Here is a 12,615-nt window from a genome sequence, read left to right on the forward strand (position 1 = left end):
CGCCGGGTCACGTGTCCAGTTCGCGTACCAGAGGGTGGTGCGCGCAGCGCAGGCCTCCGGCGAACGCGGTCACCGCCTCGAAGGGGAGCGTGTGCACGGTGACGTCCCGCGCGGTCAGCGCTTCGGCGAGCCCCGTCAGACGTTCGTCGACGAGCACCTCGCCGGGCCCCAGGACGAGGCTGTTCCCCGCGAGGAGGTTCACGGCGTCCCGCAGACTGACGTCGATGAGGTCCCAGTCGGCGACCTGCGCCGGCACGCCGTCGGGGAACTGCTCCCGGCAGACGACCGCCAGGCCCTCGCGGACGGCGGTGAGGCCGTCGTCCAGGTGGATCACCTGCTCGCTGATCGGCACCTCGTGGACGCGGTACTCGTCCCCGAGCAGCCGCGCCAGCCATCGCGCGCCCTCCGCGTCGGACGCCGCTCCGCCCCGCCCGTGGCCGACGAGGACGTCCCGGCCCAGGACCATGACGTCACCACCTTCGAGGAACGGCCCGGTCGCCGACGCGAGCGCGGGCACCGGCACCGGTGACGGCGGGGGCATCACCGAGTAGCGCGCCCCGCGGGAGACCGCCTCCGCGAAGACGGGACGCAGGCCGAAGCGCTCCTTGAAGCGGGCCGGCAACCGCAGGGCGGACTCGATGACGTGGTCGCCGACGACGATCATCGGATCGCGTACGAACGTCTGCATGCTGAACCGGTCGCCGTCGCGCTCGTACGCGGCCAGCTCGGAGCCGGTCAGCTCCCGCGGGCGGTGGACGACCACCCCGCGGCCGGTCAGGAAACGGGCCAGCCCCTCGATCTGCTCGACGCTTCTCGCGTACCCCTCGGGGTCCGCGTCGGACCAGAGCCTCCCCGCCCAGCGCGGCAGGTCCTCCCGGGTCCGTTCGGGAAGGAAGCGCAGCGAGCCCGGCAGCCCCCCGCCGAGTCGCTGCGGGACGGAGAAGTCGATGACGCGGCCCACCACCGCCTCCTTCAGGACTCCCCATTCGTGCGTGACGTTGATCCGGTCGGTTCGGCCGGTCGGGTCGAGTGCGGTCATGATCGTGCGCCTCCTTGCCGTGGGGGTGTCGGGCCGGGCGCCCGCATCGACGGGGGGACGGCCCCGGTCCGGAAGGGCTTCCGACCTGCTGCACGTTCAACGTCTCATGCAGGACGAATCGCTACATCACCCAGCAGAACAAGAAGAAACTAGACATTTCGGATGACTCGCCCGTGCCGGATCCTCGCCCCCAGGACGAGCCGCCTCCCTCGGACGACCCGGCGGCGAGGTCCGGCGCCCCTCCGGGCGCCGGACCCCGATCATGTACCGGCAGGTCCGCCCGCACGGGCACGGCACCGGAGGCCCACCTCTACGACCTGACGGCGGTGAGGGCCTCGCGCAGCGAGGTGACGCCGTCGGAGGCGAGGAAGTGACCGGCTCCGGGGACCACTTCCGCGAAGACTCCGAGCAGCCCGGCGAGGCGGTCGGTGTGACCGGGGGGAACGTACGGGTCCGCGTCCGACCGGATGACCGTGAGCCGACCGATGCGGTCACCGAGCCCCGTCACCTCGCAGCCGTCACCGATGTAGGGGTCCAGTGCCGGGAGCGCGGGGAGGGGGTCGACGAACCCGGAGACCAGCACGAGCGCGCCGAGGCGCCAGGAGCCGGGAAGGGAGCGCAGGTGGCGCAGCACGGTGAGGCAGCCCAGGCTGTGCGCGACGATGACCGAGCCCTCGTCGACGGTGCCCACGTCGGCGCGTACGGCCTCCGCCCACCGCGCGGGGTCGGGGTCCAGTGGGTCGGGGAGGGCGGGGACCGTGGTCGGGATGCCCTCCGCTTCGAACCGCTCGGCAAGCCAGCCGAACCAGTGGTCTTCGGGGGACGCGCCGTAGCCGTGGATGATCGAGGCGCGCCGCCGGGTTGTTCCAGTCGTCATGCCACGGGACGGTAAGGGTTCACGCCGGCGTGAAGGTCAAGCCGATGAGGAGGGAACCAAGTGCTGATCAGCGAGCTCGCCGAGTTGACCGGTGTGAGCGCGCGTGCGCTACGCCACTACGAGGACTGCGGCCTGCTGACCCCGGCCCGCAGCGGCAGCGGGTACCGGGTCTACACCGAGTCCGACGTCACGCGCGTGGCACAGATTCGGACGATGATCTCCGCCGGTCTGGGAACCTCGGCCATCCGGCGGTACCTCGACTGCGTCCGCACCGGCGATCACGGCACGTTCCTCGAGATGTGCCCGGACCTGCGGGCCGAACTGGACTCCCTGGCCAGGCGGCTCGACGCCCGGCAGGCCGAACTCCGCGAGAAGCGAAGCCGCTTGGACCGGCTCACGTCCGCCGGTTGAGGCACACCGACGACCCCATGGCCGGCGGCGACCGCGGGGAGCCCCGCCCCGGGCACCCGCCCTCGCCGGTACGGTCCGCGCCCGGGGCCACGACGGCCGGCGGCTCGCGGAGGGCCGCGGCTCCGCCGTCCCGGTGTCGTCGCCGCGGCCGGCGTACCGGCCGCGGCGACGCTCCTGGCCGGTACGCCTACGGGGCGGAGCCCTTCGCGGGTTCGGCCGAGTGGGCGGGCTCGGCGACCTCGGGGGACGTGTCGGGGCCGGTGAGGTCGTCGTTGGTGGGACGTCCCAGGAGCCAGGTCAGCAGGGGGCCCGCCATCGCGGTCGTCACCACGGCCATGACGACCATGAGCGAGTAGAGCTCCTGGTCGAGGAAGCCCAGTTGCAGACCCACGTTCAGGACGATGAGTTCGGTGAGGCCGCGGGTGTTCATCAGCGTGGCCAGCGCGGCCGACTGCCGGACCGGCATCCGGTTCAGACGGGCGGCGGCGAACGCGCCGATGAACTTTCCGCCCACGGCCACCAGCAGGATGAGCCCGAGGTCCCCGAGCCCGCTCGTGTCGAGCCCGGAGAGGTCGACCTTCAGGCCGGCCACCAGGAAGAACACCGGCAGGAGCAGGGTGCCGCTCATCTGGCCGAGACGGTCGTGCACTTCGTGGCGGAGCCGCTCGGTGCCGGTACGGGGGAGGACGACGCCGAAGAGGAACGCGCCGAAGATGTAGTGCAGGCCCAGCCACTCGGTGGCGGCGGAGGACAGCAGCAGACCGGCGAGGATGCAGGCGAAGACGGTCGGGGTGAGCCGGAGCGAGCCCCGGCGGTCCGCCAGCCGGCGCAGTGCGGGGCGCAGCAGGAACAGCATGCCCAGCAGGTACGGGACGGCCAGCAGGATCCGCCACTCGTCGGGACCCGCCGAACCACTGACGGCGACCACGCCGGCGAGCAGGAACCAGGCGAGGACGTCGTCGATGGAGGCGCAGGCCAGGGCCACCACCCCCAGGGGGGTGCGGGCCATGCCCCGGTCGGTGAGGATCCTGGCCAGCACCGGGAACGCGGTGATCGACATGGCGATGCCCATGAAGAGGACGAACGCCGTCTTGTTGCCGGTGCCGTGGTCCTGCATCAGGTAGAGGGCCAGGGCCGCGCCGAGGCCGAAGGGCAGCAGGATGGAGCTGAACGACACACTGGGGGCGATGGCCCCGCTTCCTCTGATCAGGGCCGCGTCCCACTCCAGCCCGACGATGAACATGAAGACGGCGACACCGATCGCGGCCAGGGCGCCGAGCAGGGGACGTATGTCGGTGGGTAAGAGGGCGTCGGAGATGGCCCCGTGGAAGAGGGTCGGTCCCAGCGCGATGCCGGCGAGGACCTCACCGATCACCGCCGGTTGGCCCAGGCGTCGGGCCAGTGCGCCGAGCAGCCGCGCCAGGAGCACCATGGCGGCGAGGCCCGTGAGGAGTGAGATGGTCTGTTGCGTGGTCATGTGGTCCGTCTCTTCTGCTGCGCCCCGACCCGCGGCCTCGTGTGCCGGCGCGGCGGGGGGAGGATGGACAGGTGAACGATCCCGATGCGGGACGGGCGGCGCTGCCCTTCCCCCTCCGGGGTCAGGAGCGGCTGGTGGAGCACCGGCTGCCTGACCGTTGCAGGGGTTCTATCCGGTCATCGGGATCATGGCGGGAAGTCATGGCGGTGTCCTGGGGAGGCCCTACCGTGAGTACCGTCGGCGGGCTCGGCGAGCGGTGCCGCCGCACGTCGCGTCCGAGCGGAACGGGGGCCTCCCGTTCCACGGGCCGCCGTCGAGGGGTGCACCCTCGTTCACAGGGGCGCACCGCCTTCCCTTTCCGGGGAACCGAAAGGTTCACGCTCGCCTTGTTCGTCGCCGGCCGCCCATCGTAGGAACGATCTCGGGGAGCCGACGGCCTTTCCCCGCAGATGCCTTGAACGAGACCATGCGTGTCCGGACGGCACCTGTTGACAGACGGCGGCCGCGTCCTCCGCCGGTGGTGCGGGGCCCCTTCGAACCGGCCGGCGAACCGGGCCGTGGCCGAACCGCGCCCACCGCCCGGGTCCCCGGCGAGCCGACGTCCGGCCCTTGCCGGAGGGCGAACGGCGTTGTCCGCCGAGGGCGTTCGCGGCAGCCGGGGAAACACCGCGGGAAGGCACCCGTCGCCCCGCACCGCCGAAGGACGCGGGAGCCGGACCGGTGGGTGTTCCCGGCCCCACAGCCCCGCGGGGTTTCCCACGCCCCGGGGCCGCGCCGTTCCGGCGGCGCGGCGCCGTGCGCACCGGGCGGCGAGGGCCTTCCCCACGACGGCCGAACGGCAGGTCGCGCGTGGTCCGGGCAGCCACGGGACCGGCCCGCGCGTGCCCGCGCGCCCCCGGCGGACGGCCACCCGGTGGGAACCTCGCGCATTCAGGTGATCCACTGGCCGAAAACGGCCCCCCGGTGCGTCCTCCGACCGTGATAGTGGTGCCGTACACCCACACCGAGGAAGGGACACGCCGCGATGGCACAGCAGGTCCGAGGGGTCGTGGCCCCGGGGAAGAACGAGCCCGTCCGGGTCGAGACGGTCATCGTCCCGGACCCCGGCCCCGGCGAGGCGGTGGTGCGGGTGCAGGCGTGCGGGGTCTGCCACACCGACCTGCACTACAAGCAGGGCGGCATCAACGACGACTTCCCCTTCCTCCTCGGCCACGAGGCGGCGGGCGTGGTGGAGTCCGTCGGCCCGGACGTCACCGACGTCGCCCCCGGCGACTTCGTGATCCTCAACTGGCGGGCCGTCTGCGGCAAGTGCCGGGCCTGCCGGCGCGGCAGGCCCTGGTACTGCTTCGACACCCACAACGCCACGCAGAAGATGACGCTGGAGGACGGCACCGAACTGTCGGCTGCGCTCGGCATCGGGGCCTTCGCCGAGAAGACCCTGGTCGCCGCCGGCCAGTGCACCAAGGTCGACCCGTCCGTCGCCCCCGCCGTCGCCGGACTGCTCGGCTGCGGCGTGATGGCCGGCATCGGCGCGGCGATCAACACCGGCCAGGTCGGCCGGGGCGACACGGTCGCCGTCATCGGCTGCGGCGGTGTCGGCGACGCGGCGGTCGTCGGCTCCCGCCTCGCCGGCGCCGCCCGCGTCATCGCCGTCGACATCGACGACCGGAAGCTGGAGACCGCCCGCTCGATGGGCGCCACCCACACCGTGAACAGCCGCACCACCGACCCCGTCGAGGCGATCCGCGAGCTGACCGGCGGATTCGGCGCCGACGTCGTCATCGAGGCGGTCGGCCGCCCCGAGACGTACCGGCAGGCGTTCTACGCGCGCGACCTCGCCGGCACGGTCGTCCTCGTCGGCGTCCCCACCCCCGAGATGAAGCTGGAGCTCCCCCTCCTCGACGTCTTCGGACGCGGCGGCGCCCTCAAGTCGTCCTGGTACGGCGACTGCCTGCCCTCCCGCGACTTCCCGATGCTCATCGACCTGCACCAGCAGGGCCGCATCGACCTCGGCGCGTTCGTCACCGAGACGATCGGCCTCGACGACGTGGAGAAGGCCTTCGCCCGGATGCACGAGGGCGACGTCCTGCGCTCGGTGGTGGTCCTCTGATGGCCGCCCGCGTCGAGCACCTCGTCACCTCCGGCACCTTCTCGCTGGACGGCGGCACCTGGGAGGTCGACAACAACGTGTGGATCGTCGGGGACGACGCGGAGGCGGTGGTCATCGACGCCGCCCACGACGCCGACGCCATCCTGGCCGCCCTCGGCGGCCGTACGCTGCGCGCCGTCGTCTGCACCCACGCCCACGACGACCACATCGGTGCCGCCCCCGCCCTCGCCGCCGCGACCGGCGCCCGGATCCTGCTCCACCCCGACGACCTGCCGCTGTGGAAGCTGACCCACCCCGACCGCCACCCGGACGGCGAGCTCGCCGACGGGCAGACCCTCACCGTCGCGGGGACCGACCTCACCGTCCTGCACACCCCGGGCCACGCCCCCGGCGCGGTCAGCCTGTACGCGCCGGACCTGGGGACCGTCTTCACCGGCGACACGCTCTTCGCCGGCGGCCCCGGCGCCACCGGGCGGTCCTTCTCCCACTTCCCGACGATCATCGACTCGATCCGTGACCGGCTGCTCACCCTGCCCCCGGAGACCGTCGTCCGTACGGGGCACGGCGACACCACCACGATCGGCGCCGAGGCCCCCCAGCTCGACGAGTGGATCAGGCGGGGGCACTGAGCGGCGGCCCGCCGGCGAACCCCACCGGGAAGCGCGACCGGGCCGGGGAACGCCGGCGCCCGCGCAGACAGCCGTAGCGGACGGGCGGGTCCTCCGCCCCGTCCGGGCCGGCACCCACGGCCCGGCGCCCCGGCCCGGCAGCCGCGTGGACCCGCGGCTGCCGGGCCCGCCCCGCCCGGGCCTCCCGCCTCCGGACCCCGGCGGCCCCGGGAGCGGTCCCGGCGCCGGGTCCGGTGGTCCTCGTGGGCCCCGCCTCCACGACCGCCGCGGAATGAGGCGCACCCGTGTGATCGTTGATGCCGGACATGACTTCCGTACACAAGCTGGGCACGTCCGACCTCGAAGTCTTCCCGCTCGCCCTCGGCGGCAACGTCTTCGGCTGGACCGCCGACGAGGAGCGGTCCTTCGCCGTCCTGGACGCGTACGCGGCCGCCGGCGGCAACTTCATCGACACCGCGGACTCCTACTCCGCATGGGCCGAGGGCAACCGGGGCGGCGAGTCCGAGACGATCGTCGGCAAGTGGGTCAGGGAGCGCGGCAACCGCTCCGACGTGGTCATCGCCACCAAGGTGAGCCAGCACCCCGAGTTCCAGGGCCTGTCGGCCGCCACCATCAAGGCCGCGGCCGACGCCTCCCTGCGCCGCCTGGGCACCGACCACATCGACCTGTACTACACCCACTTCGACAAGCCGGAGGTGCCGGTCGAGGAGATCATCGGCGCGCTGGACGAGCTGGTGAAGGCCGGCAAGGTCCGCCACATCGCCGCCTCCAACATCTCCGCCGAGCGCCTGCGGGCCTCCCTGGACTTCTCCGAGCGCGAGGGGCTGGCCCGCTACGTCGCCCTCCAGCCCCACTACAACCTGGTCTCGCGCGACACCTACGAGGGTGAGCTGCAGCACCTCGCCGAGCGGTCCGGCCTCGCCGCCGTCCCGTACTACGCGCTGGCCTCCGGCTTCCTGACCGGCAAGTACCGGCCGGGCGCCGCGGTCGACAGCGCGCGGGCGCAGGGCGCCGCCAAGCACCTGCGGACCGAGCGCGGCCGGAAGGTCCTCGCCGCCCTCGACGCGGTCGCCCGGGCGCACGACGTCGAGGTCGCCTCCGTGGCCCTCGCCTGGCTCGCGGCCCAGCCGACGGTCGTCGCGCCGATCGCCTCGGCCAGGACGGTCGACCAGCTGCCGGCCCTACTGGAGGTGGCGGAGCTGCGGCTGACGGACGCCGAGCTCGCCGAACTCACCGAAGCCTCCGCCTGAGGGCCGTCGCGATCTCCCGCACGGGCCCTGCGTTCCGGCCCGGGGCGGACGACGGGCACATCGCTCGGGACCGCTCGACACGGCGACGGGCACGGCCGGCACCCGGCACCGGTCGACAGGGGCACGACCCGCAGCCGGAGCGGTGGGCGGGCCGGGGGCGTCGGCGACCGACCCGCCTGCCGGGCGTCGCGGACCGCGGGCTGCGAGCTGCGGGAAAAAAGAGAGGTGTGCCCTCGCGGTGCCCGGGCAGACGAAGGGCAAGGCCCCGCCATGGTTCCCCCGTCGTGGCGGGGCCTCACCCCGTCCCCCGGCCTCCTCGCCCGCGGGACGGGCCGGCCCGCCCGTCCTCCGGTTCCCGGGACGGGTTTTCGTGTTTTCCGTTATCCGCGCCCCGCCGTCGGGTCTCCCCTCCTGCCAGAGAACGTGCAGACCGGGTACAGCCCGGGGACAGTGAGGGGCGCGACGTGCAGAGGGAACGGGAAGCCGCGGTGGTCAGGGCGGCGCAGCGGGGGGAGGCGTGGGCGCAGGACCGGTTGATCGCCACCCACCTCCCCCTCGTCTACAACATCGTGGGGAGGGCCCTGAACGGCCACGCCGACGTGGACGACGTCGTCCAGGAGTCGCTGATCCGGGCCCTGCGGGGACTCGACGCCCTGCGGGACCCCGACAGCTTCCGGTCGTGGCTGGTGGCCATCACCATGAACGGCATACGCGCCCACCACGCGGCGCGGCGGACCGGTGCGGTCGCGGTCGAGCCCGACCGGGTGGGGCAGGTCGCGGACCCCGGTGCCGACTTCGTTGACCTGACCATCGTCCGGTTGGGCCTGTCGGGGCAGCGCCGCGAGGTCGCCGAGGCGACGCGCTGGCTCGACCCCGACGACCGGGAACTGCTGTCGCTGTGGTGGCTGGAGGCGGCGGGCCGCCTCACCCGCGCCGAGGTGGCCACCGCGCTGGAACTGTCGCCGCAGCACACCGCCGTACGGGTGCAGCGCACCAAGGACCGGCTGGAGACGGCGCGGCTGGTGGTGCGGGCCCTGTCGGCGACGCCCCGCTGCGTGCTCCTGGACGACGCGCTCGGCCCCTGGGACGGCGTGCCGTCGGCGCTGTGGCGCAAGCGGCTCGCCCGGCACGTGCGCGACTGCACGGTCTGCTCCGGGTACGAGTCCGGGCTCGTCCCCGCGGAGGGCCTGCTCGCCGGGCTCGGCCTCGTACCGGTGGCGGCCGGACTGTCGGCGGCCCTGCCCGGTGGGGACGGGCCGTCCCTCGTGGAGACCACCGCCGCCACCCCCGCCGCGGCCGCGGGCGCCCCGGAGGTCGTCGTCGGCCGCCGGGCGGCGCAGCGCGGTGCCGCCCGGGCGCGCCGCCGCCGTACCGCCGCGGTGTCGCTGCTGGTCGGCGCGGGCGCGGTGGCCGGGGTGGCGGTACTGCTGCCGGGCGACGGCGACACCGACGCGGTGCGCGTCCAGTCGGCGCTTCCGGGGGACGGCGCCCCGCGGCCCGTCGCGGTGGACTCCCTCCCGCCCACCGCCTCGACCGCGCCGAGCCCCTCGGCGTCCTCGCCGTCACCGTCCGCGTCGGCCTCCCCGTCCGCGTCGGCGTCCGCCTCGGCCGGGCCCTCGGCGACGGCCGCCCCGTCCGCGACCCCCGGTCGCACGACCGCCCCCTCCCGGCGGGCGACCGCCCCCGCCCCCGAGCGCGACGACACCGTCCGGTCGGGCGGCACGGCCCGGCGGTACAGCGCCTCCCGGCCCGCGGCCGGCGGCGGGTCCTTCGGCGACCGGGTCACCGAGCTGGTCAACACCGAGCGCGCGCGCAACGGCTGCGGTCCGGTGTCGCGCAACGGCCTGCTCGACACGGCCGCGCTGCGGCACTCCGAGGACATGGACGCCCGCGACTACTTCGACCACCGGTCACCGGACGGCACCGACCCCGGCGACCGCATCACCGCGGCCGGGTACCGGTGGAGCACGTACGGCGAGAACATCGCGCGCGGCCAGCAGACGCCCGAGGCCGTGATGGAGTCCTGGATGAACAGCCCCGGTCACCGCGCCAACATCCTCAACTGCTCGTTCAAGGAGATCGGCGTGGGCCGGCACGACGCGTCGGGCGGCCCCTGGTGGACGCAGGTGTTCGGCGCCGCGGGTTGACGGGTCTCCCGCGGCGGGCGCCCGGCCGGTACCGCCACCTCGGCGGTACCGGCCGGGCGCGCGTGGCGCGGGTGCCGCCCGGGGCCTCAGTCGCCCACCTTCACGTACGTCAGGTACGAGCGGCTGCCCCGGAAATCCGACAACTGGATCGTGGACCCGCCGGTCAGCCCGTCGCCGGGGCCGCCGCCCCGCAGGATCGCCTGCACGCGGACCGTCTTCGACCCCTGCGCCGGCGTCACGGTGACGAGCCCGGACAGGGGCGTCGGGCCGCTGGTGCAGTGCTGGAACCGGGTGGTGGGCGACGTCGAGAACTGGTGCTGGGCGGACTGGCGGGGGCCGAGTTCGACGCCCCCGGACTCCACGTGGACCAGGCGCACCGTGGTCCACAGGTTGGTGGAGCCGGCGTCGTCGACGGTCGCGCAGATCTGCGTGTCGATGTCGCCGGTCACCAGGTACGTGCCGGGTTCGGGGAGGGTGACCTGCAGGGCGGTGTCCGCCCAGGTGTCGCTGGTGCGGGTCGGCAGCAGGTCGACGTCGGCGACCGGGCCCGCCTCGCCGCGCCGGGGCGTCAGGTACGCCTCGATGGTGTAGGTCCGCGGGCAGTCGCCCGGGGCCGGGGGGTTCACGACGACGTCGATCGACTGGAGGTCGCCGGCGATGCGGCGCGGCGCCGGGCCCGAGGTCCCGGTGACGCGGGTCTGCGGGACGAGCAGGCCCGACGGGGTGGACGTCAGCGCGTTGCAGGGGGACGGGTCGAGGTCCACGCCGTCGCACGGGACGCAGGGGGAGGGCCGGGGCGGGGGGCAGGGGTCGCAGGAGGGGGCGCGCTCGACGCAGACGGTGACGGCGTCGGTGTTGTCGGAGGGGTCGGGGTCCTTCTCGTGGGCGGTGGCGGTGGCGGTGTTGGTGAGCGGTCCCGCCGCGGTGGCCTTCGCGCGGAGGGTGAGGGTGGCGGTGGCGCCGTTCGCGAGGTCACCGACGGTCCACAGGCCGGTGGCCGGGTCGTAGGAGCCGGGGGAGCCGGTGGCGGACAGGAAGGCGAGGCGGTCCGGGAGCCGGTCGGTGACGGTGACGCCGGTGGCCTGGTTGGGGCCGGTGTTGCGGACGGAGACGCGGTAGGTCACGACCTGGCCGACGGTGACGGTGGTGGCGTCCGCCGCCTTCACCACGGCCAGGTCGGAGGCCGGCCGCACCTCGGTGACCGCCTCGTCGGAGGTGGCGGTCAGCGGCTCGGGGGTGGGGCCGAGGCGGTTCTCGTAGGTGGCGGTGGCGGTGTTGGCGATCCGCCCGCCGCCGCTGGCCTCGTCGATGGTGACGCGGTACTCCACGGTGGTGCCCGCGGGCAGGACCTCGGTGTTGGGGAGGCTGCCGGGCTGCCCGCCGGTGGCGCCGTCGCCGAGGTGGAACACGACCCGGTTGCCCTGCTCGTCGAAGTACGCCTGGTCGTCGTCTCTCCGGTCGGTCTTCGGACCGGTGTTGGGGCCCTCCACGATCCGCAGCGACCCGGGCAGGTAGGTCGTGCCGGCCGGGACGGCGTCGGTCAGGGTGAGGGCCTCGGCCGCGCCCCCGCCCTCGTTGCGGGCGGTGATGCGGTAGGTGAGGGTGTCGCCCACCTCCAACGGCCCTTCGGGGATGGCGTCCTTGGTGAGCACGACCAGCGGCGCGGTGCCGAAGAACACCCCGTCCAGGAAGTTCCCGACCCCCTGGTTGCCCCCGGCGGCGGAGACGGAGCGGAAGGCGAACCGGGTCGTGGTCTGGCCGGCCGGCACGGTGTAGGTGCCGGTGTAGTAGCCCCAGGCGGTGTTGCCGTCGGTGAACCGCCGCTGCTCCACGACCGCTCCGGGCGCGCCGATGTCCAGGGCCATCGTGTCCTGGCCGAGGCGCCCGCGGTGGTACAGCCGCCAGTACAGCCTCGTGCCGGGCGTGGTCGGCAGGTCCTGGTGGAGCGTGGAGACCTGGTGGGCGTTGAGCTCGGCGAACTGGGCCCCGTGGGCCGCCGGTACGCCGTTGAAACCGGAGCGCCACAGTTCGATCCGGTGGTCGGTCGCGGTGGTGAGCCAGCCCGGGACCCGGCGGGGCTCCTGCGTCTGCGAGGCGTCCGGCAGGAACTCGACGGCGGTGACGGACGGCTGCTCGAAGCTGCCGTTGACCAGAGAGACACGCAGTGGAACGGGTGTGGTCACTGTCTTCCCCTTCGTTCGGCGTCGCCCGCGCCTACCGCCCCCGAACCGGACGGGCGCGGGGCGGACGCTCCGGCACGCGCAGTACAGCGCCCGCAAGGAGTGACGGAAAGTGACCGGCCTTCGGCCTTGGACAACGTCGTTCGGCAGGTTTGAACAGCATATTTACTGACAAGCGGACGGCGTGTCGCCCTGATGAGCCGCGGCGACCGGGGCACCGGGAGCGCGCGTGACCCAGGGAAACCAACCGCCACCCCCCGGTTGGCCGGAACGCTCGCCGTGGCCGGGCGTGACGGCAACCCGAACGAGTGAAGGTGGGTGGCGGTGGGTTGACGCCGCACGGGGGCCGGGCGGGCCCGCGGCCCCACCGGGAGGCGGCGGGACCCCGTGGCGTCCGGACGCCATCGTGCCGGCTTCCTCCCCGGGGAGCGCCGCCCCTCGGCCGTGCGGCGGAGGAGGGTCCGGCCACAGGGCGATGCCCGGCCTCCCCGCCAC

At 74.2% G+C, this 12,615-nt stretch carries 8 protein-coding genes and 1 pseudogene; 5 read left to right on the plus strand and 4 right to left on the minus strand.

What is annotated here, in order from left to right; translation table 11 throughout:
• Positions 1-7: 7 nt before the first annotated feature.
• Entirely contained in the window at positions 8-1,039 is a 1,032-nt protein-coding gene (locus tag IE106_RS14850; protein ID WP_189533957.1) for an amidinotransferase, read from the minus strand.
• 310 nt (positions 1,040-1,349) lie between these two features.
• Positions 1,350-1,916, minus strand: coding sequence for an RBBP9/YdeN family alpha/beta hydrolase (locus IE106_RS14855; RefSeq protein WP_189533959.1), 567 nt, complete (start codon positions 1,914-1,916; stop codon positions 1,350-1,352).
• A 60-nt stretch (positions 1,917-1,976) separates the two neighbouring features.
• On the opposite strand from IE106_RS14855, the gene IE106_RS14860 reads away from it, so the two are divergent.
• Positions 1,977-2,327: a MerR family transcriptional regulator gene (locus IE106_RS14860; RefSeq protein WP_189533962.1), complete on the plus strand. Its 351-nt coding sequence runs from the start codon at positions 1,977-1,979 to the stop codon at positions 2,325-2,327.
• Between the two features lie 187 nt (positions 2,328-2,514).
• Here IE106_RS14860 and IE106_RS14865 read toward each other — a convergent pair whose 3' ends face one another.
• On the minus strand, positions 2,515-3,804 hold the full coding sequence (locus tag IE106_RS14865) for a cation:proton antiporter (protein ID WP_189533965.1): 1,290 nt from the start codon (positions 3,802-3,804) through the stop codon (positions 2,515-2,517).
• A 1,024-nt stretch (positions 3,805-4,828) separates the two neighbouring features.
• Here IE106_RS14865 and IE106_RS14870 point away from each other — a divergent pair.
• From IE106_RS14870 to IE106_RS14885, 4 genes are all read left to right on the plus strand, one after another.
• Entirely contained in the window at positions 4,829-5,914 is a 1,086-nt protein-coding gene (locus IE106_RS14870) for an S-(hydroxymethyl)mycothiol dehydrogenase (protein WP_189533967.1), read from the plus strand.
• Positions 5,914-6,543: an MBL fold metallo-hydrolase gene (locus IE106_RS14875; RefSeq protein WP_189533969.1), complete on the plus strand. Its 630-nt coding sequence runs from the start codon at positions 5,914-5,916 to the stop codon at positions 6,541-6,543. Before IE106_RS14870 ends, IE106_RS14875 begins: the two co-directional genes overlap by 1 nt.
• Before the next feature lie 305 nt (positions 6,544-6,848).
• Positions 6,849-7,793, plus strand: a complete 945-nt coding sequence (locus tag IE106_RS14880; protein WP_189533971.1) for an aldo/keto reductase — start codon at positions 6,849-6,851, stop codon at positions 7,791-7,793.
• A gap of 464 nt (positions 7,794-8,257) precedes the next feature.
• Positions 8,258-9,940 (plus strand): sigma-70 family RNA polymerase sigma factor, encoded by a 1,683-nt coding sequence (locus IE106_RS14885; RefSeq protein WP_189533973.1) that lies wholly within the window; start codon positions 8,258-8,260, stop codon positions 9,938-9,940.
• A gap of 803 nt (positions 9,941-10,743) precedes the next feature.
• Here IE106_RS14885 and IE106_RS30355 read toward each other — a convergent pair.
• A pseudogene (locus IE106_RS30355) lies at positions 10,744-12,123 on the minus strand (CLIPPER-2 domain-containing protein); the annotation flags it as partial.
• Positions 12,124-12,615 lie beyond the last annotated feature (492 nt).

It is taken from the genome of Streptomyces roseolilacinus (assembly GCF_014649335.1).
In the GTDB taxonomy this organism is placed as follows: Bacteria; Actinomycetota; Actinomycetes; order Streptomycetales; family Streptomycetaceae; genus Streptomyces; species Streptomyces roseolilacinus.

What these genes read in the sequence shown, in the direction of transcription:
- IE106_RS14850 (WP_189533957.1), bottom strand. Translation starts at nt 1,039, where the DNA reads ATGACCGCACTCGACCCGACCGGCCGAACCGACCGGATCAACGTCACG.
- IE106_RS14855 (WP_189533959.1), bottom strand. Translation starts at nt 1,916, where the DNA reads ATGACGACTGGAACAACCCGGCGGCGCGCCTCGATCATCCACGGCTAC.
- IE106_RS14865 (WP_189533965.1), bottom strand. Translation starts at nt 3,804, where the DNA reads ATGACCACGCAACAGACCATCTCACTCCTCACGGGCCTCGCCGCCATG.
- IE106_RS14870 (WP_189533967.1), top strand. Translation starts at nt 4,829, where the DNA reads ATGGCACAGCAGGTCCGAGGGGTCGTGGCCCCGGGGAAGAACGAGCCC.
- IE106_RS14875 (WP_189533969.1), top strand. Translation starts at nt 5,914, where the DNA reads ATGGCCGCCCGCGTCGAGCACCTCGTCACCTCCGGCACCTTCTCGCTG.
- IE106_RS14880 (WP_189533971.1), top strand. Translation starts at nt 6,849, where the DNA reads ATGACTTCCGTACACAAGCTGGGCACGTCCGACCTCGAAGTCTTCCCG.